This is a genomic window from Geodermatophilus sp. SYSU D00697 (genome assembly GCF_054050175.1).
In genome coordinates, this window is record NZ_JBJGYV010000005.1 from 85,719 (window position 1) to 109,012 (window position 23,294).

Here is a 23,294-nt window from a genome sequence, read left to right on the forward strand (position 1 = left end):
AGACCTGTGGGCACGTGGGCGTGCGCCGTCCCCGCGGAGACGGCGGCCTGGTGGTCACCCGTACCGGTGACCTCGGTCGACTCGTCGAGGAGTTGTCCCCAGGAATGTGCACAGGTTGGGGAGATCTCACGCCGACTGCTCACGGGCGGTCACGACGTGCCCGGCGCGACGACCGATCCCCGAGAGCGTGTGATTCCCCGCGACGTGCCTCTGACCTGCACAGATGCCGGATCTGCGCTGGTCGTCGGCGCGGTCGTCGTCCGCCGGGGCCGGGGGCCTGGGTACGAACTGGGGACGGGCACGGGACGGACCGGGGGACAGCAGGTGGACGGACGGGGGTGGGTGTGCACGACCGTCGAGATGTCCACGTGTCGACAACAGCCGGCGCCCGTCCACCCACAGCGGGCCAACATGTCGACTTCGGCCCTGACCTGCACGGACGGCCTCGATCCCCAGGTTCCACACCAGTGATGACGAGGATGAGGGAGAGAGATCGAGGCTTTCTCGAACCACATTCAGGGTGGGGAAGCTGCGGCTCGAGGGGCAGGAGCGGTCCATCCGGGGGACAGCGGTTACCCCCTTGTCGCCCGTAGAAGGCACGATGAGCACCGCAGTGGAGGAACACGACGACAGCTGGGGTGGGTCAGGTCATGAAGTTCCGGGTGGCACGTGAGGTGCTCGCCGATGCGGTCGCATGGACGGCGCGCAGCCTCCCGCCCCGGCCGTCGGTGCCGGTCCTGGCCGGGATCCTGCTGGAGGTCGACGGCAGCCAGTTGTCGGTCTCCGGCTTCGACTACGAGGTCTCCGCGCGCGCGGAGGTCGACGTGCAGGCCACCGAGAGCGGTCGCACCCTCGTGCCGGGCCGGCTGCTCGCCGAGATCACCCGCGCGCTGCCCCCGCACCCGGTCGACATCACCGCCGAGGGCCCGCGGCTGTCCATCGCCTGCGGCAACGCGCGGTTCAGCCTGCCGACGCTGCCGGTGGAGGACTACCCGTCCCTGCCGGCCATGCCGTCGTCGGCCGGTGTGGTCGACAGCGACGTCTTCGCCGAGGCCGTGGGGCAGGTGGCCATCGCCGCCGGCCGCGACGACACCCTGCCGATGCTGACCGGCGTCCGGCTGGAGATCGAGGACGACCTGGTGACCCTCGCCGCCACCGACCGCTACCGGCTGGCGGTGCGCGAGTTCGCCTGGCGGCCGGAGACCCCGGGGCTCTCGGCCGCGGTGCTGGTGCCCGCCCGCACGCTGGCCGACGCCGCCCGCACGCTGACCAGCGGACCGGAGATCACGATCTCGCTGTCGTCCAGCGGCTCGGGCGAGGGGATCCTGGGCCTGTCGGGGAAGGACAGGCAGACGACCACCCGCCTGCTCGACGCGGAGTTCGTCAAGTACCGGGCGATCATGCCCAACGAGTCGCAGGCCAACGCGACGCTGCCGGTCGGGCTGTTCACCGACGCCGCCAAGCGCGTGGCCCTGGTCGCCGAGCGCGGCACGCCGCTGCGCTGCGAGTTCACCCCGGGCCAGGTCACCCTGCGGGCCGGGGGCAGCGACGACGAGGGGCAGGCCGAGGAGCGCTGCGACGTCGAGTTCGACGGGGAGCCGCTGACCATCGGCTTCAACCCGACGTTCCTGCTCGACGGGCTGGCCTCGGTCCACACCGGCCGCGCTCGGATGGACTTCACCAGCCCGCTCAAGCCCGCCGTCCTCTCCGGTGTGGAGGAGCCGGCGGCCGACGGCGAGGGTGAGGGCGAGGCCCGTCCGGCCGAGCGGCCGGGCAGCTACCGCTACCTGATCATGCCGGTGCGGCTGCCCGGGTGAGTGGACGAGGTCCGTCGAGGGGCCGCCGCGCGGCGGTCGTACCGGACGAGCACGATGGGGTCCCGAGAGACCCCCGAGGAGAGGACGACGTCGTGCAGCTGGGGCTGATCGGGCTGGGCAAGATGGGCGGCAACATGGCCGAGCGGTTGCGCCGCGCCGGCCACGAGGTCGTCGGTTTCGACCACCACCCGGAGAAGCGGGACGTCGACAGCCTGCCCGCGCTGGTGGAGGCGCTTGAGGCGCCGCGCGTGGTGTGGGTGATGGTGCCGGCCGGCGAGCCGACGCGGGCGACGGTCAAGGAGCTGGCCGAGCTGCTCAGCCCCGGTGACGTGATCGTCGACGGGGGCAACTCGAAGTACACCGACGACCAGGTCCACGACGTGATGTGCCGCGAGAAGGGCGTCGGCTACGTCGACGCGGGCGTCTCCGGTGGGGTCTGGGGCCTGGAGAACGGCTACGCGCTGATGGTGGGGGGCACCAAGGACGACGTCGCCAAGGTGCAGCCGGTCTTCGACGCGCTCAAGCCGCCCTCCCCCAAGGACGAGTCGGGCCAGGAGCTCCCGGGCGCCGGGTTCGTGCACGCCGGCCCCGTGGGTGCCGGCCACTTCTCCAAGATGGTCCACAACGGCATCGAGTACGCGATGATGCAGGCCTACGGCGAGGGCTACGAACTGCTGGCCGCCGTCGACCTCATCGAGGACGTGCCCGGCGTCGTCAAGTCCTGGACCCAGGGCACGGTCATCCGCTCGTGGCTGCTGGACCTCCTGGTCCGCGCGCTGGAGGAGGACCCGGCGCTGGAGAAGATCACCGGCTACGCGGAGGACTCCGGCGAGGGCCGCTGGACCGTCGAGCAGGCCATCGAGAACGCCGTCCCGATGCCGGCGATCGCCGCGTCGCTGTTCGCGCGGTTCTCCTCCCGGCAGACCGACTCGCCGACGATGAAGGCCGTCGCCGCGCTGCGCCAGCAGTTCGGCGGCCACGCCGTCCACGCCGTCCAGGCGCAGGAGGCCGAGCGCCCCGCGTGAGGAAGGACCCCCCTGCCCCCCACCACTCGCAGGCCCGCGGCGGGCCCCTGCTGGGAGGCCGTTCCAGCACCTCGCCACGGGGGCGCTGAGGTGTACGTCCGGCACCTGCAGCTCGGTTCGTTCCGCAACTGGGAGCGGGTGGACCTGGCTCTGCGCCCGGGGCCGACGGTCCTCGTCGGCCGCAACGGGGAGGGCAAGACCAACCTGGTGGAGGCGGTCGGCTACCTCGCCACCATGGGCAGCCACCGGGTCGCCGGCGACGCCCCGCTGGTGCGGCAGGGCGCGGCCCAGGCCGTGGTGCGCGCGGCACTCCGGCGCGAGGACCGCGAGCTGCTCGTCGAGATCGAGATCAACCCCGGCCGGTCCAACCGGGTGCGGGTCAACCGCGCGCCGCTGCCCCGCCCGCGGGAGCTGCTCGGCCTGGTGAAGAGCGTGCTCTTCGCCCCGGAGGACCTCGTCCTGGTCCGCGGCGACCCGGCCGAGCGGCGCCGCTTCCTCGACGACCTGCTGGTCAGCCGCACGCCGCGGCTGGCCGGCGTGCGCAGCGACTACGAGCGGGTGCTCAAGCAGCGCAACGCACTGCTCAAGACCGCCCGGCTGGCGCGCGGTGACGCGCTGGCCACGCTCGACGTCTGGGACGGCCACCTGATCGACCTCGGCGGGCAGCTGCTCGCGGCCCGGCTCCGGCTGGTCGCCGACCTCGCTCCGCACGTCGCCCGCGCCTACGCCGACGTCGCCGGCCCGGACGCCGCCGTCGCGGCGCTGGGCTACGCGAGCACGGTGCCGTCGGCCGGGGACGGGACGCCGATCGCGCCGGACGCCCGGCTGCCCGACGTCGCCGAGCTGAGCACGGCGCTGCGCGAGCGGGTCGCCGAGCGCCGTGCCGAGGAGGTCGACCGGGGGGTGACCCTGGTCGGCCCGCACCGCGACGACCTGGTCCTCTCCCTCGGCGCGCTGCCGGCCAAGGGGTTCGCCAGCCACGGCGAGTCCTGGTCCCTGGCCCTGGCGCTCAAGCTGGGCTGCTTCGCGCTGCTGCGCGCCGACGGTGAGGAGCCGATCCTGGTCCTGGACGACGTCTTCGCCACCCTGGACGCCGACCGGCGCGCGGCCCTGGCCGCGGTCGCCCGGTCCGCGGAGCAGACCCTGATCACCGCCGCGGTGCTCGACGACGTCCCGCCCGAGCTGCGCCGCACGGTGGTGCAGGTGGCCGGCGGCCAGGCGGTTCCGCTGGCGACCCCGGGTGCCGAGGATGGGGCCGTGGACGGTGCGGTGCTCGGCGAGGGAGCGCGATGAGTGCGGACGGCGACCGCCCGGGCCGGCCCAGCGACATCGCGCGGGCGGCGCTCGAGGCCGCCCGCGCGGCCTCCGCGGCGCGACCCCGGCCCACCCGCCGGCGGATCGCGGGCCCGCGCCGCAGCTGGACCGGCCCCCGGCCCGGGGACGACGACCCGCAGCCCCTGGGCCGGCTGGTCGACTCCCTCGTCACGTCGCAGGACTGGACCGAGCACACCCGGGTCGGCGCGGTCTTCGGCCGGTGGTCGGCGCTGGTCGGGCCCGACATCGCCGCCCACTGCACGCCGCAGACCCTCACGGAGGGCGAGCTGCTCGTGGTGGCCGAGTCCACCGCCTGGGCCACCCAGCTGCGGCTGCTCGCGCCGACGATCCTCGGCAAGCTGCGCGCCTCGGTCGGCGGGGACGTCGTGACCCGCCTGCGCGTTGTCGGACCGACGGCCCCCAGCTGGAAGAAGGGCCCGCGGTCGGTCCGCGGGCGGGGGCCCCGGGACACGTACGGATAGCAGCGGGCCGGTCGCCGGCCCGTCGGGAGGACGATGCAGCGATGACCAGCCCCCGTGATCGCGACCGCGACGGCTTCGACGACCGCCCGGACGACGGCAGCGCCTGGCGCGAGCCCACCCACCTCGGGGGGGAGGCCGCCCGGCCCGAGCCCGCGGAGCCGCCGCGCGAGGAGTCCGCGCCGTGGCAGCCGCCCGGCTGGGACCTGCCCGCCGCCGAGCCCGAGCGGCCCGCCGCACCGCAGCCGCACCCCTCGCAGCCGCCGGCGGACCCGCCGGCCTGGCAGCCGCCCGCGAGTGAGCCCTCCGGCTGGCAGCCGCCCGCCGGGGCACCCCCGGCCGAGCAGGCCCCGGCGCGCGGCGGGCTCTTCGGCGCCCGGCGTCCGCGCACGCCCGGCGAGGTCGAGCGGGTCTTCGCCTACCAGGGCGACCCCGTGGGCGCGCAGGGCTGGGCCCTCCAGCACGGGTGGGACATCTCCGACGGCAGCGGGCCCGAGGACGCCGTCCTCGCCGAGCTGGTCCGCACCGCGCCGGTCCGCGCCACCAAGGACCACCGGCCGGCCGGGGTCATGCGCGGCCGGTACGGATCCCTCGAGCTGGTCGCCTTCGACGTCGTCTACGCCTCCGGGCGCTACGTCGTCCCCGAGTACGCGATCACGGCCGCGCCGGTGCTGGGCACCGTCCCGGCCCTGCGGCTGTCCCCGGCCCGGTTCTGGAAGCACCGCACCGGCGGGCTGGTCCAGGTACCCAGCGGGGACCCGGAGTTCGACGCCCGCTGGGTGCTGCTGGCCGCCGACGACGGGCCGGCGACCCGGCGGCTGGTCGAGGACGCCACCGTGCGCGGCCTGCTGCTGAACACCGACGACGGCGACGAGTTCTGGACGGCGGCCGGTCATGTCGCGGCCGTCCGGCCCGACGGCCAGCGCCCCGAGCTGATCGAGCACCACGCCCGCCTGCTCACCGCCATCGTCGGCGCCCTCGCCGTCGTCTCGTGAGCGAGCCGGCCGGTCCGCCGGCACCGGCGGCCGGCCTGCGCGAGCTCCTCCCGCTGCTGCGCCCCCACCGCGGGCCGCTGCTGGGCGCCGCGGCGCTCTCCCTGGTCGCCGCCGCCGGGGCGCTGGCGCAGCCGGCCCTGGTCGCGGGCGTCATCGACGCGGTCGGTGCGGGACGGGCACTGCTGCCCCCGGTGCTGGTGCTGCTCGCCGTGCTCGTCGCCTCCTCCGCGCTCAACGCCTTCCAGCAGTACCTGCTGCAGCGCACCGGCGAGGGCGTGGTGCTCACGACCCGCCGCACGCTGGCGGACCGGCTGCTGCGGCTCCCGGTCGCCGAGTACGACCGGCGGCGCACGGGTGACCTGATGTCGCGGGTCGGCGCGGACACCACGCTGCTGCGGGCCACGGTCACCTCCGGCGTGGCGGACATCGCCGGCTCGGTGGTCGTCGGGGCGGGCGCGCTGGTGGCGATGGCGCTGGTCGACGGCTGGCTGCTGCTGGTGACGGTGGTCGCCGTCGCGCTGGGCGTCGCCGTCGTCGCCTCCGTGGCCCGCCGGGTGCGGCGGCTCTCGCAGCAGGCGCAGGAGGAGGTCGGCGCGATGACCGCCGCCGTGGAGCGGGCGCTGTCGGCCGTCCGCACCATCCGCGCCAGCGGTGCCACCGGGCGCGAGGTCGGGGTCGTCGGCGCCAGCGCGGGCCGGGCCTACGCGGCCGGGGTGCGGGTGGCGCGGCTGGAGGCGCTGGTCTCCCCCGCCGGCTCCATCGCCGTCCAGGGCGCGTTCCTCGCCGTCCTCGGGCTGGGCGGGTACCGGGTCGCCACCGGCTCGATCGCCGTCGCCGACCTGGTGGCCTTCATCCTGTACCTGTTCCTGCTGGTCATGCCGCTGGGCCAGGCGATCGGTGCGTGGACCCAGCTGCAGACCGGGCTCGGCGCGCTGACCCGGATCCAGGAGGTGCTGGCGCTGCCGGCCGAGGTCGACGCCCGGCCCGAGCGGGGCGGGGCGACCGTCGCCGTCCCCGGCTCGCCCCCGGCCTCCGGCGTCCCGCTGCTCGAGCTGGACGACGTGAGGTTCGCCTACCCCGACGGCACCGAGGTGCTGCACGGGGTGTCCCTGGTCGTGCCGGCCGGGAGCCGGGTCGCGCTGGTCGGCCCGTCCGGGGCGGGCAAGTCCACGGTGCTGGCCCTGGTCGAGGGCTTCTACCCGCTCACCGGCGGGGTGATCCGGTGGGCGGGCACCGACGTCCGGGACCTGCCGCGGGCCGGTCTGCGCGCCCGGCTGGGTCACGTCGAGCAGGAGGCTCCGGTCCTCGCCGGGTCGGTGCGGGACAACCTGCTGCTGGCCGCGCCCGGCGCGACCGACCCCGAGCTGTGGGCCGTGCTCGCCGACGTCGGGCTGACCGAGGTGGTGCAGCGCTCGCCGCGCGGGCTGGACGTGCCGGTCGGGGACGACGGCGTGCTCCTGTCCGGCGGGGAGCGGCAGCGGCTGGCGATCGCCCGTTCCCTGCTGGCCCGCCCGGCGCTGCTGCTGCTCGACGAGCCCACCGCCAGCCTCGACGCCCGCAACGAGCAGCTGCTGCGGAACACGCTCGCCGCGGCCGCCGCCGACCGGGCGCTGCTGGTGGTCGCCCACCGGCTGTCGACGGTGCTCGACAGCGACCAGATCGTGGTGCTCGACGGCGGGCGGGTGGTCGCCCGCGGCACCCACGAGCAGCTGGTGGAGACCAGCCCGCTCTACCGCGAGCTCGCCGCCGCCCAGCTGCTGGTGTGACCGGGGGACCACCCGGCCGACCCCACCTCCTGGTCGCCGACCGCACCGCACACCGCGAGGTCGGCGACCACGAGGTGTGTCCGGTACCTGCAGAGCGGCTGCGGCCGGAGATCGGCGCCTGACGTGAGGCGCGCTGCGGGGCGGTGCGAGGAGTGGGGGCCGGAGGCACCCGCGAGCGAGTGCCGAGTGGGGCTCAGCGCAACCGGGGGACGGCACCTGGCCGCGGTGTCGGCCGGAGGCGGACGGATCACACTGCTCGGGCTCGGTGCTCCCCCGCGGCGGCCGCCGTCCCCTGCTCCGCGGCGCGGCAGATGTTGCGCGCCATGGCCCCGAAGACGAACCCGTGGAACGGGACCAGCACCCACCAGTAGAGATGGCCGAACAACCCGTGCGGCCGGAACGTCGCCTTCTGCCGCAGCCGGGTGCGCCCGCCCTCCTGTTCCACGTGGAACTCCAACCAGGCCAGCCCGGGGACCCGCATCTCGGCGCGCAGCCGCAGCAGCCGGCCCTCGTCGAGCTCCTCCACCCGCCAGAAGTCCAGGGCGTCGCCGACGTAGAGGTCGCGCGGCGAGCGGCGGCCGCGCCGCAGGCCGACCCCGCCGACGGCACGGTCCAGCCAGCCGCGCACCTCCCAGGCCAGCGGGAAGGAGTACCAGCCGGTGTCCCCGCCGATGCCCTCGACGACCCGCCACAGGTCGGCCGGCGCGGCGTCGGTCGCCCGGGTGCGCTCGTCGACGTAGAGGCTGCCGCCGGCCCAGTCGGGGTCGGTCGGCAGCGGGTCCGACGGCGCCCCGGGCACCGACGCCGACGCCCAGCGGGTGGCCACGGCGGAGTCGCGGGTCCGCTGGATGGCCAGCCGCACCGCGTCGTCGAACCCGAGCAGGCCCTCCGGCGGGTCCGGCACGTAGCGGGCGATGTCGTGCTCGCCGCAGACGACGGTGTTGCGCAGCGACTCCACCAGCGGGCGGGCGATCCCGGCGGGCACCGGGGTGACCAGCCCGACCCAGTGGCTCGACAGCGACGGGGTGAACAGCGGCACCGGCAGGATCCGGCGCCGCGGCAGGCCGGCCACCACCGCGAAGCGCTGCATCATCTCGGCGTAGTCCATGACGTCGGGTCCGCCGATGTCGAAACAGCGGGAGACGTCGGGCGGCAGCGTCGCGCACCCGACGAGGTACCGGAGGACGTCGCGGATCGCGATCGGCTGGATGCGGCTGTGCACCCACCGCGGCGTCACCATCACCGGCAGCCGCTCGGTCAGGTATCTGAGCATCTCGAAGGACGCCGACCCCGACCCCAGCACCACGGCCGCCCGCAGGACGACGGTCGGGACGCCGGAGGCCAGCAGGATCTGCGCGACCTCCGCCCGGGAGCGCAGGTGGGGGGAGAGTTCCTCGTCGCGCGGCTCGAGCCCGCCGAGGTAGACCAGCCGCCCGACGTCGGCCTCCCGCACTGCGCGGGCCATCACCCGGGCGGTCCGCCGGTCGGTCTCCTCGAACTCCGGCCCGGTCCCCAGCGCGTGGACCAGGTAGTAGACGACGTCGACCCCGGCGCAGGCCGCCGCGACCGCGTCGGCGTCCCCGGCGTCGGCGCGGGCGACCTCCACCTGGCCGGCCCACGGGTGGTCGCGCAGCCGCTCCGGCGAGCGGGTCATGACGCGGACCCGGTGCCCGGCCCGGAGCAGCTCGGGGACCAGCCGGCCCCCGATGTAGCCGGTGGCACCGGTGACGAGACAGGTCTTCGGGGCGGCGGCGGGTTCGGCCATGCCCCAGTGTCCGGCCGCAGCGGGCAGTCCGCTCGGGTCGCGCGCGACCGGCTGCCGGGCCACGATCGGGCACCACAGCCTGGCCAACGGCGGTCGGACACGGGAGTGACCGGGACAGCTCAGGAGGCAGCCATGGCGGAGAGCAGCGCCGTCGTCGACCGGACCGAGGACGGCCAGCCCGCCCTCAAGCGGGTGATGGGCCCGGGCCTGCTCCTGCTGTTCATCGTCGGTGACGTCCTCGGGACCGGGATCTACGCGCTCACCGGCCAGGTCGCCGCCCAGGTCGGCGGGGTGGTCTGGCTGCCGTTCCTGGTCGCCTTCCTCGTCGCCCTCGTGACCGCGTTCAGCTACCTCGAGCTGGTGACCAAGTACCCGCAGGCGGCCGGCGCGGCGCTGTACACGCACAAGGCGTTCGGCGTCCACTTCGTCACGTTCCTGGTCGCCTTCGCGGTGATGAGCTCCGGCATCACCTCGGCGTCCACCGCCGCGCGCGCGTTCAGCGCCAACTTCGCCAGCGTCTTCGGCCTCAGCCTGGGTGAGGGCATCGGCATCACGCTGATCGGCCTGGGCTTCATGACGCTGGTCGCGCTGGTGAACCTGCGCGGGGTGGGGGAGAGCGTCAAGGCCAACGTGCTGCTCACCTGCGTGGAGCTCACCGGCCTGCTCATCGTCATCGGGGTCGGCGTCTGGGCCCTCGGGGGCGGCGAGGGCGACTTCTCCCGGGTCACCGAGTTCGACACCGGGGAGCGGTCGGTGCTCGGTGGGGTCATCGCCGCGACCGGCCTGGCCTTCTTCGCGATGGTCGGCTTCGAGGACTCCGTGAACATGGCCGAGGAGTGCAAGGAGCCGCGCCGGATCTTCCCCAAGGTGCTGCTCGCCGGGTTGTGCCTGACCGGCCTGATCTACGTGCTGGTGTCGATCTCGGCGATCGCGCTGGTGCCGGCCGACCGGCTCAGCGAGGGCGACACCCCGCTGCTGCAGGTGGTGCAGGCCGGCGCGCCCGGCTTCCCGCTCGGGCTGTTCGGCGTCATCACGATGTTCGCGGTCGCCAACTCGGCGCTGATCAACATGCTCATGGCCAGCCGGCTGGTCTACGGCCTGAGCCGCGAGCGGGTGCTGCCGCGGCTGCTGGGCCGGGTCCACCCGCGCCGGCGCACCCCCACCACGGCGATCCTGTTCACCACCGCGCTGGCCTTCGGCCTGATCACCTTCGTCGGCGAGGTGCCGGCCCTCGGCGGCACGACGGCCCTGCTGCTGCTGATCGTCTTCACCGTCGTCAACGTCGCCGTCCTCGTGCTGCGCCGGGACCGGGTCGACGCCGGCCACTTCCGCACCCCCACCGTCCTCCCGGTCGTCGGGGCACTGGCCTGCGGTTTCCTCGCCACGCCCTGGGCGGGGCGGCCCACCGAGCAGTACCGGATCGCCGGCGTACTGCTCGCCATCGGCGTCGTCCTCTGGGCGGTGACGGTCCTCGTCAACCGGCGCACGGGGCAGCGGCCCGCGCCGATGGACCCCGCGCACCTGGCCGGCGAGCGCCCGAGCGGACCGCACAACTGACTCAAGGCCCTGCCCCCGCCCCTCGCGAGCCCGCGGCGGGACCCTGCAGGGGGCCGGGGCGGGGCCGCGGGTGAGCGGGGCCGCCAGAGGCGCAGGGTCGGCGTGTCGACCCAGGGGCCACCATCGGGGGTGGCGGACGAGCCGCGAGTGGCGCAGACACCCCCTCAGGGCGTGGACGGCCGCATTCCTGTCGTAGGACCCGGTATCCTGGAGAGCAGGAACCGCCAGCAACCGGCTGAGTGCCTCTCCACGCCGTCTCGCCCCCCGCCGCTCGCGGGGGAGCCGTGCGCCGGTTGCGCGACAGAAGGGCCCCACGTGGTCGCTCGACCGAAGACTGACAACGCGTACTCCGGCAGCTCCATCACCGTCCTCGAGGGTCTCGAGGCCGTCCGCAAGCGTCCCGGCATGTACATCGGGTCGACCGGTGAGCGGGGCCTGCACCACATGGTGTGGGAGGTCGTCGACAACTCCGTCGACGAGGCCCTCGCCGGTCACTGCGACACCGTCAAGGTCACCCTGCTGGCCGACGGCGGCGTCCGGGTCGAGGACAACGGCCGTGGCATCCCGGTCGACATGCACCCGGTGGAGAAGCGGCCCACCGTCGAGGTGGTCATGACCATCCTCCACGCGGGCGGCAAGTTCGACGGCAAGAGCTACGCGGTCTCCGGCGGTCTGCACGGCGTCGGCGTCACCGTCGTCAACGCGCTGTCCACCGCCCTCGACGTCCGCATCTGGCGGGACGGCACCGAGTGGCACCAGCGCTACGACATGGCCAAGCCCGGGCCGCTGGAGAAGGTCGGCCCGACGAAGAAGCGCGGCACCCAGATCACCTTCTGGGCCGACGGCGACATCTTCGAGACGACGACCTACTCGTTCGACACGATCAGCCGCCGGCTGCAGGAGATGGCCTTCCTCAACAAGGGCCTGACCATCGTGCTGCGCGACGAGCGCCCCGGTCAGGGCAAGGCCGAGACCGGCATGGCCGAGGAGGTCACCCTCGCCGAGGCCGCCCCGGAGCCGGGCGCCGAGGAGCAGGCGTTCGAGGCCACGGAGATCACCTACCGGTACGACGGCGGCCTCGAGGACTACGTCAAGCACATCAACGCCAAGAAGACGGCGATCCACCGCTCGATCATCAGCTTCGGCGCCGAGGGCACCGGCAAGAACGACATGCGGATGAGCGTCGACGTCGCGATGCAGTGGTCCGACGCCTACTCCGAGTCGGTCTACTCGTTCGCCAACACGATCAACACGCACGAGGGTGGCACCCACGAGGAGGGCTTCCGCACGGCGCTCACCTCGATCGTCAACCGGTACGCCGAGGACAAGAAGCTCTTCAAGCCCAAGGACGAGAAACTCACCGGCGAGGACATCCGCGAGGGCCTGGCCGCGATCGTCTCGGTGAAGATCGGCGACCCGCAGTTCGAGGGCCAGACGAAGACCAAGCTCGGCAACACCGAGGTCAAGGGCTTCGTCCAGCGGGTGTGCAACGAGCAGATCGCGCACTGGTTCGAGGCCAACCCGACCGAGGCCAAGACGATCATCAACAAGGCCTCGTCGGCCGCCCGTGCCCGTCGCGCGGCGCAGGACGCCCGCAAGCTGGCCCGCAAGAACCTGCTGAGCAACAACTCGCTGCCGGGCAAGCTGGCCGACTGCCGGTCCACCGACCCGCGCAACTCCGAGATCTACATCGTCGAGGGTGACTCCGCCGGCGGCTCGGCCAAGTCCGGCCGCGACTCGATGTTCCAGGCGATCCTGCCGATCCGCGGCAAGATCATCAACGTCGAGAAGGCGCGCATCGACCGGGTCCTCAAGAACAACGAGGTCCAGTCGATGATCACCGCGTTCGGCACCGGCATCCACGACGAGTTCGACCTGTCGAAGCTCCGCTACCACAAGATCGTGCTGATGGCCGACGCCGACGTCGACGGCCAGCACATCCGCACGCTGCTGCTGACCCTGCTGTTCCGCTTCATGCGGCCGCTGGTCGAGGCCGGCCACGTCTACCTGGCGCAGCCGCCGCTGTACAAGATCAAGTGGGGCGGCAAGCACGGCGACGAGTACGTCTACTCCGACAAGGAGCGCGACGCCGTCCTGCGGGCCGGCGCGGAGTCGGGCCGCAAGCTGCCCAAGGACGACGCGATCCAGCGCTTCAAGGGCCTCGGCGAGATGAACGCGACCGAGCTGTGGGAGACCACGATGAACCCCGAGTCGCGCATCCTGCTGCAGGTCACCCTCGAGGACGCCGCCACCGCCGACGAGCTGTTCAGCGTGCTGATGGGCGAGGACGTCGAGGCCCGCCGCAGCTTCATCACCCGCAACGCCAAGGACGTCCGCTTCCTCGACGTCTGAGGGAGGACCCCCTCGCCCCACCGCGCGCAGCCCCGCGGCGGGGCCCTGCGAGGGGGCTCCCTCGTCTCAGCCACCGCGCAACGAACCATGAGGACCTGAACCGTGACCGAGACCCCTGCCCGCGACCGCGTCGAGCCGGTCGACCTCCAGCAGGAGATGCAGCGCAGCTACATCGACTACGCGATGTCGGTGATCGTCGGCCGCGCCCTGCCCGAGGTCCGTGACGGCCTCAAGCCGGTGCACCGCCGCGTGCTCTACGCGATGTACGACCAGGGCTTCCGCCCCGACCGCGGCTACGTCAAGTGCGCCCGCGTCGTCGGCGAGGTCATGGGTAACTACCACCCGCACGGCGACTCGGCGATCTACGACGCCCTCGTCCGGCTGGCCCAGCCGTGGTCGATGCGCTACCCGCTCATCGACGGCCAGGGCAACTTCGGCTCCCCGGGCAACGACCCGGCCGCCGCCATGCGGTACACCGAGGCCCGGCTGACGCCGCTGGCCATGGAGATGCTGGCCAACATCGACGAGGAGACCGTCGACTTCCAGCCCAACTACGACGGCAAGAACCAGGAGCCCCTGGTCCTGCCGGGGCGCATCCCCAACCTGCTGATCAACGGCTCGGCCGGCATCGCGGTCGGCATGGCCACCAACATGCCGCCGCACAACCTCCGCGAGGTCGCGGCCGCGGTCTTCTGGATGCTGGAGAACCCGGACGCCGAGCCGGAGGAGGCGCTCACCGCCTGCATGCAGCGCATCCCGGGCCCCGACTTCCCGACCGCCGGCCTCATCGTCGGCCGGGATGGCATCGAGGAGGCCTACCGCACCGGTCGCGGCTCGGTGCGGATGCGCGCGGTGGTCACCGTCGAGGAGGACGCGAAGGGCCGCGTCCAGCTGGTCGTCACCGAGCTGCCCTACCAGGTCAACCCGGACAACCTGGCCGAGGCGATCGCCGAGGCGGTCAAGGACGGCCGGCTGCAGGGCATCAGCGAGATCGCCGACGAGTCCTCCGACCGCGTCGGCCGCCGGCTGGTCATCACGCTGCGCCGGGACGCCGTCGCCAAGGTCGTGCTCAACAACCTCTACAAGCACACCCAGCTGCAGACCACCTTCGGCTGCAACATGCTCTCGATCGTCGACGGCGTCCCGCGGACGCTGCGGCTCGACGAGCTCATCCGCCACTACGTGGCCCACCAGATCGAGGTCATCCAGCGGCGGACCCGCTACCGGCTGCGCAAGGCCGAGGAGCGCGCGCACATCCTGCGCGGGCTGGCCAAGGCCCTCGACCACCTCGACGAGGTCATCGCGCTCATCCGCAGCAGCGAGTCGGCCGACGCGGCGCGCACCGGCCTGATGGACCTCCTCGACATCGACGAGATCCAGGCCACCGCGATCCTGGACATGCAGCTGCGCCGGCTGGCCGCCCTCGAGCGGCAGCGGATCCTCGACGAGCTCGCCGAGCTCGAGGCCCGGATCGCCGACCTGCAGGCGATCCTCGACTCCCCCGAGCGGCAGCGGCAGATCATCCACGACGAGCTCGCCGAGATCGTGGAGAAATACGGCGACGACCGGCGCACGAAGTTCGTGGCCAACGACGGTGACGTCTCCATGGAGGACCTCATCGCCGAGGAGGAGGTCGTCGTCACCATCACCCGCACCGGCTACGCCAAGCGGACCAAGAGCGACCTGTACCGGTCGCAGCGGCGCGGCGGCAAGGGCGTCATGGGTGCGGCGCTGAAGCAGGACGACATCGTCGACCACTTCTTCGTGGGCTCCACCCACGACTGGATCCTGTTCTTCACCAACAAGGGCCGGGTGTACCGGGCCAAGGCCTACGAGCTGCCGGAGGCCAACCGCACCGCCCGCGGCGCGCACGTGGCCAACATCCTGGCCTTCCAGCCGGACGAGAAGATCGCCCAGGTCATGCAGATCAAGGACTACGGCGTCGCCCCGTACCTGGTCCTGGCCACGGCCAACGGGCAGGTGAAGAAGACCCGGCTCACCGACTTCGACTCCCCGCGCAGCGGCGGCGTCATCGCGATCAACCTGCGCGAGGGCGACGAGCTGGTCGGCGCCGCGCTGATCGACCCGGAGCAGGACCTGCTGCTGGTCACCCGCAAGGCGATGTCGATCCGCTTCAAGGCCGACGACGCCACTCTGCGGCCGATGGGGCGCGCCACCGAGGGCGTCCGCGGCATCACGCTGTCCGACGACGACTCGCTGCTGTCGATGATCGTCGTCGAGGAGGGCGTCGACGTCCTGGTGGCCACCGAGCGCGGCTTCGCCAAGCGGACGGGCATCGAGAACTACCCGGCCCAGGGCCGCGGCGGCAAGGGCGTGCTCACCGCCGACCCCAAGGCCCGCAAGGGCAACCTGGTCGGTGCGCTGGCCGTGCAGCTCGGCGACGAGCTGTACGCGATCACCTCCGGCGGGGGCGTCATCCGGACGCCGGTCAACGGTGTCCGGCACAACAAGGACCGCGCCACCATGGGTGTCAAGCTCATGAACTTGCCGGAAGACGTCTCGATCGTGGCGATCGCGCGTACGACGGACAACGACGAGCCCGCCGCCTAGTCTGGGAGCGACGTCGGAGGAGACGCGGCACCCGGGCTCCCGGGCACGGGTGCCGCGTCCCGTCCGGTGCCACCACCACAGATCTGACCGGCGCCCGGGCGCCCCCGGCCGCGTGCCGGGTCACCCGGGTACGAGGGAGCGGCGCGGGCCGCTGGGGAACGGGAGACTCGCATGAGCGACCGGACGCAGGGTTCGGTGCGCACCGGGTCCCGGCCCGGGGACACCTCCTCGGCCACGGGGACGGCGACCGGTCGGCAGACCGACGGGACGGCGCCGGTCACGGCGACGCAGGCCATCCCCGACACGGGCGCCCAGCGGGCACAGTCGGCCACCGACGACGACGGGACGGCGCCGGTCGCGGCGGGTCCGGTCACCAGCGGCGCGGGCTCCTCGGCGGTGACCTCCGCGCCGGCCGAGACCGCCGCGCTCGCCCCCGCCCCGGACAGCAGCCCGGTGGGGGGCGCGCCCGGCCAGGCCGTCGCCGGCCAGGGCGCGGCCGCCCCGGCTGCGGCCGCCCCGGCTGCGGCCGCCCCGGCTGCGGCCGCCTCGGCTGCGGCCAAGGGGAGCGGCAAGCAGAAGGCCGCCCGCGGACCGCGGCGCGCCCGTCTGCAACTGCGGCACATCGACACCTGGTCGGCGCTGAAGATCTCGCTGGTGCTCTCCATCGCGATGTTCTTCATCTGGATGGTGGCCGTCGGCGTCCTCTACGGCGTGCTGTCCGGCCTGGGCGTCTTCGAGACCCTCAACGACCTCTTCGGCCAGCTCGGCACCGCCTCCGGTGGTGAGGGGGGCAGCGAGGTCATCACCCCGGGCATCGTCTTCGGCGGGGCCGCGGTCATCGGTGCGATCAACATCGTGCTGATGACGGCGCTGTGCACCGTGGCGGCGTTCATCTACAACATGTGCTCGGACCTGGTGGGTGGCCTCGAGGTCACCCTCTCCGAGCGGGACTGAACGAGGACCCCCCTCCGATCACCTCGGGCGGGCCAGGTACGCTGTTCGAGGTTCACGGGCCTGTAGCTCAGGCGGTTAGAGCGCATCCCTGATAAGGATGAGGCCGGAGGTTCAAGTCCTCCCAGGCCCACCGTGTGCCGGCGCCCCGGGCGCCGTCGGACCACCCCGTCCGGGGCTGGTCGGCCGCCTCCGTCCCGGAGGCGGGAACCCCCCTCGAGGAGGTACGCCGCGTGCTGAAGAAGCTGGCAGTGGCCGCCGCGGCGGCCGGGGCGCTCGCCCTGGTCCGCAAGCGGTCGGCCGGCAGGGCCGAGGCCGACCTGTGGGCCGAGGCCACGCGCGGGTCGCAGTCGGTGAGCACGCCGACCCGCTGACCCGCCGGGGTCCCCGCCCGGACACCGCTGGCGCGAGCCAGCCGGGGGACGTAGCTCAATTGGCAGAGCACCGCCTTTGCAAGGCGGGGGTTAGGGGTTCGATTCCCCTCGTCTCCACTCGCTCGATGCGGTTTGGACCTGCTGGGCCACCGGTGCGGTGGGTCCCTGCCGTCCCTCGCCGAGCCGGCGCGGCGCGGCCCGCAGGACGTCCGGGTCAGGGCCGCGGCAGGGAGGCCCAGAAGTCGCAGTGCGACTCGGCGGCGACGTCCACCGGCCCGACGCCGCCTGCGTCGGCGCGGTCGAGGCCCTGCACGTCCCCGCTGTCGCGGTAGCGGTGCCACCGGGGGACGTCGGGGACGTCGGGGCCGTTCGGGTCGCCGGTTTCGGCGAAGGTGGTCCAGTAGCGGATCATCGCCGCCGACAGCTCCTGCTGTCCCGGCGTCAGTGACACGCCGGCCTCGAACGAGTACGGCATCTCGAACAGGTACTGCAGCTCGCTGCCGTGCTGGGCGTCCTCCGGGTAGCCCGGGATCGGGAAGTCGAACAGGGGGAACACGGGAGGCGCGGTCCGGTCGCGGAACTGGTAGGCGTACACCCGCGCCGGTCCCGGGGCCGCCGACAGGGCCTCGTAGGCGTCGACGTGCGCGCAGGTGGACAGCATGGTTGGGGGGCCCGCGTCGCTGAACACCGCCGCCAGGGCCCGCAGCGGCGAGGGGTGGGCCTCGGCCGGGTAGCGGGCGAGGACCTCACCCGCCCGGTCGCCGTAGCGCGCGGTCAGCTCCGCGGCGTACTCCTCCGCGGTGAGCGTCGGGGACGGCGGGGCGCCGGTCGACACCAGCGTCTCGGTCGGGGTGAACAGCGTGTTCTCGTCGCGGGTGTTGCCGTGCAGGACCGGTACCCGCGCGTGCTCGCCCGCGGCGACGGCATCGGCCGGCTGGACCGGCAGGGCCGAACCGCCGACGACGAAGCGGCCCGGCGGCGATCCGTCCAGCCAGGCCCGCAGCAGCTCCTCGACGCCCACCTGCCGCAGGCAGGCCGCCACGTCGGTCGCCCCGGCGCAGCCGACCGCCGCGGCGACCCGGTCGCCCCTCGCCTCGGCGGTGGCCAGGTCGTCGTAGCGCTCGGTGCAGCTGGTGCTCGACGCGATCGCGCGGTCGAACAGCCCGCGCGCCGTCGGCGAGGCCAGCTGGACGCAGACGGCGGCGCCGCCCGCGGACTCGCCGGCCACCGTCACGGTGTCCGGGTCGCCCCCGAAGGCGGCGATGGTGCGTTCCACCCAGCGCAGGGCGGCCTGCTGGTCGAGCAGCGCAGCACTGCCCGAGGCGAGGTCGCCGTTCTGCGCGGACAGGTCCCGCTGCGCCAGGAAGCCCAGCGGCCCGAGCCGGTAGTTGATCGTCACGACCACCACGTCGCCGTCGGTGGCGAGCCGGCGCGCCTCGTACGCCGCGCCGGTGTCGGCGACGAAGCCGCCGCCGGGGATCCACACCATGACGGGCAGGTCCCCGCGCCGGCCCTCGAAGCCGGCCGGTGTGGTCACGTTGAGGAACAGGCAGTCCTCGTCCACCAGGGCGATGGTGCTCAGATCGGCGGACTGCGGCTGGGGGCAGGGGCTGCCCGGCTCGGTCGCGTCGCGGACGCCGTCCCACGGCTCGACCGGCGCCGGCGGCCGGAACCGCAGGTCGCCGACCGGCGGCGCGGCGAACGGGATGCCCTGGAAGAGGCGGTGTCCCTCCTCCAGGGTGCCCCGCAGAGCGCCGTCCTCGGTGCGCACGACGAGCGGCGGTCCACCACCGGGGGCGGCGAGGGCCGGTCCGCCGCCGGCCATCGAGGCGGCGGTGAGAGCGAGGGCGAGCAGTGCCCGGCCGAGCGGCCGGCGCAGGGAAGGTCGCACGGGACCCCCAGGGGGCTGTCGGGCCGTCGAGCGACCGGCGGCCGGCTCCGGCGGTGTGGCGCAGAGTAGGCGCCCGGAGACCGCTGCGGGCCCGGGAGGTGCGTGCTCGGCCACCTGGGCCGTGTCCCCTCCGCTGGTGGTGCTGACGGTCGTCGTCGTGGCGGGCGGGCTGCTGCTCACCCTGTTCCGGACATCCACGGTCCGGCGCTCCTGGCCGACGTCGGGACCGGCGGGCTCCCGCCTGGCCGCACCCGGCCTCAGCGGGACCGCCTCCCGTCCAGGGACCTCCGTCCCTGGACGCGTGCTCACCCCGGGGCCACTGTCGGCCCCGCCGCTGGCCCACCGGCCGGGCGGGCCAGGGCTCGCTGACGAGGAGGAGCCATGGCACGGAAGACGATCGACTGCCGGACGGTACCGAGCGAGTACGACTGCACCGTCCAGATCGCCGGCGAGGAGGACGAGCTCCTCGAACTCGCGGTCGCCCACGCGGTGAGCGCGCACGGCCACACCGACGACGCGGAGCTGCGCGAGGGCATCCGTGCGGCGATGCGCGACGAGCAGACCCTCCCGGTCGAGGAGGGTGCCTTCGTTCAGCTCATCGAGTTCCACGCCCGGGACCTCGACGGGTTCCGGAGGCTGGGTCAGGAGTGGCGGGAGCGGATGGGGCGGGAGACGACCGCCCGGTGGATCGTGGTCACGGCGGACCGGGATCGCCCGAACACCTACGTCCAGATGGTGGGCTTCCCGGACCACGCCTCCGCGATGCGGAACTCCGAGCACCCGGTGACGACCGAGATCTCCAAGAAGATGCACGAGGTCACGGAGGGCGAGGCGTCCTTCCGCAACCTGGACGTCGTGGAACTCATGCGCATGTGAGCGGTGGCCGCGGCTCCGCTCCCCGTGCCTCGCGGGGAGCGGACCAGTGGGAGAGTGGACGGCGTGACCGAAGCGACTCCCGCACGCCGTGCCGTGCTGCACACCAACCACGGCGACATCACCGTCGACCTGTTCCCCGACCACGCGCCCAAGACGGTCGCGAACTTCGCCGACCTGGCGGAGGGCCGCCGGGAGTGGACCCACCCGCAGACCCGCGAGAAGAGCACCGACCGCCTCTACGACGGCACGGTCTTCCACCGGATCATCGACGGGTTCATGATCCAGGGCGGCGACCCGCTCGGGCAGGGCATCGGCGGTCCCGGCTACCAGTTCGGCGACGAGATCCACCCCGAGCTGGCCTTCACCAAGCCCTACCTGCTCGCCATGGCCAACGCCGGCCCCGGCACCAACGGCTCGCAGTTCTTCATCACCGTCGCCCCCACCACCTGGCTGACCGGCAAGCACACGATCTTCGGCGAGGTGGCCGACCAGGCCAGCCGCGACGTCGTCGACCGCATCGCCAAGGTGCCCACCGCCCGCGGGGACCGGCCGGTGGAGGACGTCGTCCTGCAGTCGGTCGAGGTGCAGCGCAGCTGACCACCGGCCCCGACGACGGGGGCGCCGGCCCTGGCCAACCGCAGCCGGCGCCCCCGACGACCACCTGCTACCGGCACCCGGACCGGCCCACCCGCATCTCCTGCACCCGCTGCGGCAGGCCCATCTGCCCGGAGTGCATGACCCCCGCCTCGGTGGGCTTCCAGTGCCCCGAGTGCGTCCGCGAGGGCAACGCCACCGTGCGCCGTCCCCGGCAGGCGCCGCTGCTGCGCCGGGCCGGCCGCCGGTTCGGCGCGGTCACGGTGACCCTCGTCGTGCTCAACGTGGCGATGTTCGTGGTCACCGCCGTCTCGGCCGGGCTGGCGGGTGCCAACCCGCTGGACAACCAGCTCTCGCCGCTGTTCGTCCGGCTGGCGCAGATCCCGGTCCTCGTCGAGCTCGGTGAGGACTGGCGGCTGGTCACCGCCGCCTTCCTGCACATCGGCGTCCCGCACCTGGTGCTCAACATGCTGGCGCTGCTCCTCTTCGGCTCCGAGGTCGAGCGCCAGCTGGGGCGGTGGCGCTACCTGGCCGTCTACCTCGTCTCGCTGCTGGGCGGCGCCGTGGCCCTGCAGCTGTTCGGCGAGCCGGGGCGCCCGGTCGCCGGCGCGTCCGCGGCCATCTACGGCCTGCTCGGGGGCCTGGCGGTGCTGATGATCGCCCGCCGGGAGGACCTCCGCGGCCTGCTCGCCCTGCTGGCGATCAACGTGGTGATCAGCTTCCTGCCCGGCGTCTCGCTGCTCGGGCACCTGGGCGGGCTGGTGGCCGGCTTCGTCGCCACCGGCCTGGTCGTGCTGGCCCGCCGCCGCACCGAGCTGCAGGTGCTGGGCCTCATGCTGCTGGCCGCCGTCCTCGTCGTGGTCGCGCTGACCGTGCCGACCCTCGTCGTCCTCTAGCCGGGCGCGAGGGCCTGCAGCGCCCGGGCGACGTCCTCGGGGTCGGTGCCCAGGTCGCGGCGGCCGAGCAGCACCAGCACCCCGTCGTCGTCGGCTCCGGGCGCCGTGTCCAGCTCGAGCAGCCGGGAGCGGACGCCGAGCCGCCGGGTCTCCCGCACCCGGACCCGCAGCCCGGCCCACGGCAGCCGCACCGAGCCGGTCAGCGTCCGGACGGCGACCCCCGCCGACCCGGCCGAGAGCCGTGGCCGCAGCAGCAGGTCGCGCGCGGCCAGGGCGAGCAGCAGCAGCGCGGCGCCGCCCACCAGGACCCGGCCCGCGGCGTCCAGCAGGACGGCGGCCAGGCCCAGGACGACGCCCCCGACGGCGAGGGCGGCCGTCTGTCCCCGTCGCGCCGACCACTCCACGCCCCCAGCGTCGCAGGAGGACCCCGTCCCCCTCACGCCCCGGGAGAGGACCCCCCGCCCCCGCTGCTCGCGAGCTCGCAGCGGGTCCCTGCAGGGGCCGGCGAGCCGCCGGACGGGGCCAGGGGAGAGGTAGGTGGACGTCCTACCATCTCCGGCAGGGCGTGATCCCGCCCACGTCGACGAGGAGGACCCATGCGAGATGCCGTCATCTGCGCCGCGGTGCGCACGCCGGTGGGCAAGCGCGGCGGGGGGCTGTCGGGCGTGCACCCCGTCGACCTCTCCGCCCACGTGCTCGAGGCCCTGGTGGACCGCGCCGGGCTCGACCCGGCCGCGGTCGACGACGTCTTCTGGGGCTGCGTGAGCCAGGTCGGCGAGCAGACCTACAACGTCGCCCGCAGCGCCGTGCTGGCCGCCGGCTGGCCCGAGACGGTGCCCGGTACGACCATCGACCGCCAGTGCGGCTCCTCGCAGCAGGCGGTCGCCTTCGCGGCGGCGACGGTGCTCAGCGGCCAGGCCGACGTCGTGGTCGCCGGCGGGGTCGAGTCGATGAGTCGGGTGCCGATGGGTTCCTCGGTCGGCGACGGCTCGACCGGCCGCCCGCTGGGCCCGCGGTTCATGGAGCGCTACGGCGTCGCCCCGAACCAGGGCATCGGCGCGGAGATGATCGCCGAGCGGTGGGGTTTCTCCCGCCCCCAGCTCGACGAGTACTCGCTGTCCTCCCACGAGAAGGCGGCCAAGGCCCAGGCCGACGGCGCCTTCGACGAGGAGATCGTCCCCGTGCCCACCCCCGACGGCACGCAGGCCCGCGCCGACGAGGGCGTGCGCCCCGGGGGCACGCTGGAGAAGCTGGCCTCGCTCAAGACCCCGTTCAAGGCCGACGGCGTCATCAGCGCCGGCAACGCCAGCCAGATCTCCGACGGGTCGGCCGCGCTGCTCGTCACCACGTCCGAGAAGGCCCGGGAGCTCGGGCTGCGTCCGCTGGTGCGCATCCACACCACGGTGATGGCCGGTGACGACCCGGTGATCATGCTGACCGCGCCGATCCCGGCGACGCAGAAGGTGCTGCAGCGGTCGGGGCTGTCCATCGGCGACATCGGCGTCTTCGAGGTCAACGAGGCGTTCGCGCCGGTGCCCCTGGCCTGGCAGGCGGAGACCGGGGCGCCGCTCGACCGGCTCAACCCCCGGGGCGGCGCCATCGCGCTCGGCCACCCGCTGGGGGCCTCCGGGGCCCGCATCATGACCACGCTCGTCCACACCATGCTGAGCACGCGGACGCGCTACGGGCTGCAGACCATGTGCGAGGGCGGCGGCATGGCCAACGCGACGATCCTGGAGCTGATCGACGGCTGAGCCCCCGTGGGCACCGCGGTGAGCGGCGCAGCCGCCGGCGAGTGAGCCCCGCAGTTGTCCACAGTCCCCACCCGGCGGCCCCCGGTCCCCTGCGGACCGGGGGCCGCCGGCGTCCTGGGGACGGATGCCGGAGATCGAGGATCTGCCGTGGTCAGAACGCGTGTCGCCGGTGCCGGCCGGGGGTAGGGACGCGGCGAGGCCACCGCCCGGGCGCTGCCGCCATGTCGACTCGTCCACAGCTGTGTGCACAGCTGGGGATGGAGTCACAGAGGTGTAGTTACTGCCGTGCCCTTCTCGTCACACCCGTACCACGTGGA

Annotated in this window: 18 protein-coding genes and 2 tRNA genes; 17 read left to right on the forward strand and 3 right to left on the reverse strand. The window is 73.9% G+C overall.

Features of this window, described 5'->3' with window-relative positions:
- The first annotated feature begins 650 nt into the window (after nt 1–650).
- The 6 genes from dnaN to ACI79C_RS06695 all read left to right on the forward strand — a co-directional run bounded on the left by dnaN (nt 651) and on the right by ACI79C_RS06695 (nt 7,396).
- Nucleotides 651–1,817 carry a DNA polymerase III subunit beta gene (gene dnaN / locus ACI79C_RS06670; protein ID WP_456944843.1) on the forward strand — a complete coding sequence of 389 codons (1,167 nt, stop codon included), beginning with the start codon at nt 651–653 and terminating at the stop codon, nt 1,815–1,817.
- Between the two features lie 92 nt (nt 1,818–1,909).
- Nucleotides 1,910–2,842, forward strand: coding sequence for a phosphogluconate dehydrogenase (NAD(+)-dependent, decarboxylating) (gene gnd / locus ACI79C_RS06675; protein WP_456944844.1), 933 nt, complete (start codon nt 1,910–1,912; stop codon nt 2,840–2,842).
- Between the two features lie 90 nt (nt 2,843–2,932).
- A complete protein-coding gene (gene recF, locus ACI79C_RS06680; protein WP_456944845.1) occupies nt 2,933–4,135 on the forward strand; it encodes a DNA replication/repair protein RecF in 1,203 nt (400 codons plus the stop codon).
- The gene (locus ACI79C_RS06685) at nt 4,132–4,638 is read left to right on the forward strand and encodes a DUF721 domain-containing protein (RefSeq protein ID WP_456944846.1); all 507 of its coding nucleotides are present in this window, start codon (nt 4,132–4,134) and stop codon (nt 4,636–4,638) included. The genes recF and ACI79C_RS06685 overlap by 4 nt, the downstream gene beginning before the upstream one ends.
- Before the next feature lie 41 nt (nt 4,639–4,679).
- Entirely contained in the window at nt 4,680–5,630 is a 951-nt protein-coding gene (locus ACI79C_RS06690; RefSeq protein WP_456944847.1) for a hypothetical protein, read from the forward strand.
- The gene (locus ACI79C_RS06695; protein WP_456944848.1) at nt 5,627–7,396 is read left to right on the forward strand and encodes an ABC transporter ATP-binding protein; all 1,770 of its coding nucleotides are present in this window, start codon (nt 5,627–5,629) and stop codon (nt 7,394–7,396) included. The genes ACI79C_RS06690 and ACI79C_RS06695 overlap by 4 nt, the downstream gene beginning before the upstream one ends.
- A 247-nt stretch (nt 7,397–7,643) precedes the next feature.
- Here the strand turns inward: ACI79C_RS06695 and ACI79C_RS06700 are convergent, their stop codons facing one another.
- Nucleotides 7,644–9,161 carry an SDR family oxidoreductase gene (locus ACI79C_RS06700; protein WP_456944849.1) on the reverse strand — a complete coding sequence of 506 codons (1,518 nt, stop codon included), beginning with the start codon at nt 9,159–9,161 and terminating at the stop codon, nt 7,644–7,646.
- Between the two features lie 132 nt (nt 9,162–9,293).
- Between ACI79C_RS06700 and ACI79C_RS06705 the strand changes: the two genes are divergently transcribed.
- From ACI79C_RS06705 to ACI79C_RS06735, 7 genes are all read left to right on the forward strand, one after another.
- Complete coding sequence (locus ACI79C_RS06705) at nt 9,294–10,718, forward strand: APC family permease (protein WP_456944850.1); 1,425 nt, start codon at nt 9,294–9,296, stop codon at nt 10,716–10,718.
- Between the two features lie 315 nt (nt 10,719–11,033).
- On the forward strand, nt 11,034–13,070 hold the full coding sequence (gene gyrB, locus ACI79C_RS06710; RefSeq protein WP_456944851.1) for a DNA topoisomerase (ATP-hydrolyzing) subunit B: 2,037 nt from the start codon (nt 11,034–11,036) through the stop codon (nt 13,068–13,070).
- 102 nt (nt 13,071–13,172) lie between these two features.
- Complete coding sequence (gene gyrA / locus ACI79C_RS06715; protein WP_456944852.1) at nt 13,173–15,641, forward strand: DNA gyrase subunit A; 2,469 nt, start codon at nt 13,173–13,175, stop codon at nt 15,639–15,641.
- Nucleotides 15,642–15,812: 171 nt separating this feature from the next.
- The gene (locus ACI79C_RS06720; protein WP_456944853.1) at nt 15,813–16,595 is read left to right on the forward strand and encodes a DUF3566 domain-containing protein; all 783 of its coding nucleotides are present in this window, start codon (nt 15,813–15,815) and stop codon (nt 16,593–16,595) included.
- Between the two features lie 56 nt (nt 16,596–16,651).
- A tRNA-Ile gene (locus ACI79C_RS06725) sits at nt 16,652–16,725 on the forward strand.
- A gap of 100 nt (nt 16,726–16,825) precedes the next feature.
- A complete protein-coding gene (locus ACI79C_RS06730) occupies nt 16,826–16,966 on the forward strand; it encodes a DLW-39 family protein (RefSeq protein WP_456944854.1) in 141 nt (46 codons plus the stop codon).
- 44 nt (nt 16,967–17,010) lie between these two features.
- A tRNA-Ala gene (locus ACI79C_RS06735) sits at nt 17,011–17,083 on the forward strand.
- A 97-nt stretch (nt 17,084–17,180) separates the two neighbouring features.
- Here the strand turns inward: ACI79C_RS06735 and ACI79C_RS06740 are convergent.
- Complete coding sequence (locus ACI79C_RS06740; protein ID WP_456944855.1) at nt 17,181–18,857, reverse strand: carboxylesterase/lipase family protein; 1,677 nt, start codon at nt 18,855–18,857, stop codon at nt 17,181–17,183.
- A gap of 381 nt (nt 18,858–19,238) precedes the next feature.
- Here ACI79C_RS06740 and ACI79C_RS06745 point away from each other — a divergent pair, with 381 nt between their 5' ends.
- The 3 genes from ACI79C_RS06745 (at nt 19,239) to ACI79C_RS06755 (ending at nt 21,223) form a co-directional block, all read left to right on the forward strand.
- Nucleotides 19,239–19,733, forward strand: coding sequence for a DUF1059 domain-containing protein (locus ACI79C_RS06745; protein WP_456944856.1), 495 nt, complete (start codon nt 19,239–19,241; stop codon nt 19,731–19,733).
- Nucleotides 19,734–19,796: 63 nt separating this feature from the next.
- Nucleotides 19,797–20,330 carry a peptidylprolyl isomerase gene (locus ACI79C_RS06750; protein ID WP_456944857.1) on the forward strand — a complete coding sequence of 178 codons (534 nt, stop codon included), beginning with the start codon at nt 19,797–19,799 and terminating at the stop codon, nt 20,328–20,330.
- A 137-nt stretch (nt 20,331–20,467) separates the two neighbouring features.
- Nucleotides 20,468–21,223 carry a rhomboid family intramembrane serine protease gene (locus ACI79C_RS06755; protein ID WP_456944858.1) on the forward strand — a complete coding sequence of 252 codons (756 nt, stop codon included), beginning with the start codon at nt 20,468–20,470 and terminating at the stop codon, nt 21,221–21,223.
- Here ACI79C_RS06755 and ACI79C_RS06760 read toward each other — a convergent pair.
- Nucleotides 21,220–21,627: a PH domain-containing protein gene (locus tag ACI79C_RS06760; protein WP_456944859.1), complete on the reverse strand. Its 408-nt coding sequence runs from the start codon at nt 21,625–21,627 to the stop codon at nt 21,220–21,222. The two genes, ACI79C_RS06755 and ACI79C_RS06760, sit on opposite strands and share 4 nt — an antisense overlap.
- Nucleotides 21,628–21,819: 192 nt before the next feature.
- Here ACI79C_RS06760 and ACI79C_RS06765 point away from each other — a divergent pair, with 192 nt between their 5' ends.
- Nucleotides 21,820–22,977: a thiolase family protein gene (locus ACI79C_RS06765; RefSeq protein ID WP_456944860.1), complete on the forward strand. Its 1,158-nt coding sequence runs from the start codon at nt 21,820–21,822 to the stop codon at nt 22,975–22,977.
- Nucleotides 22,978–23,294: the final 317 nt, after the last annotated feature.

Bases quoted from the DNA above. Each gene is read 5' to 3' on its own strand.
- ACI79C_RS06765 (WP_456944860.1), top strand. From the start codon at position 21,820: ATGCGAGATGCCGTCATCTGCGCCGCGGTGCGCACGCCGGTGGGCAAG.
- ACI79C_RS06755 (WP_456944858.1), top strand. From the start codon at position 20,468: ATGACCCCCGCCTCGGTGGGCTTCCAGTGCCCCGAGTGCGTCCGCGAG.
- ACI79C_RS06745 (WP_456944856.1), top strand. From the start codon at position 19,239: ATGGCACGGAAGACGATCGACTGCCGGACGGTACCGAGCGAGTACGAC.
- ACI79C_RS06720 (WP_456944853.1), top strand. From the start codon at position 15,813: ATGAGCGACCGGACGCAGGGTTCGGTGCGCACCGGGTCCCGGCCCGGG.
- ACI79C_RS06700 (WP_456944849.1), bottom strand. From the start codon at position 9,161: ATGGCCGAACCCGCCGCCGCCCCGAAGACCTGTCTCGTCACCGGTGCC.
- ACI79C_RS06705 (WP_456944850.1), top strand. From the start codon at position 9,294: ATGGCGGAGAGCAGCGCCGTCGTCGACCGGACCGAGGACGGCCAGCCC.
- ACI79C_RS06690 (WP_456944847.1), top strand. From the start codon at position 4,680: ATGACCAGCCCCCGTGATCGCGACCGCGACGGCTTCGACGACCGCCCG.
- ACI79C_RS06685 (WP_456944846.1), top strand. From the start codon at position 4,132: ATGAGTGCGGACGGCGACCGCCCGGGCCGGCCCAGCGACATCGCGCGG.
- dnaN (WP_456944843.1), top strand. From the start codon at position 651: ATGAAGTTCCGGGTGGCACGTGAGGTGCTCGCCGATGCGGTCGCATGG.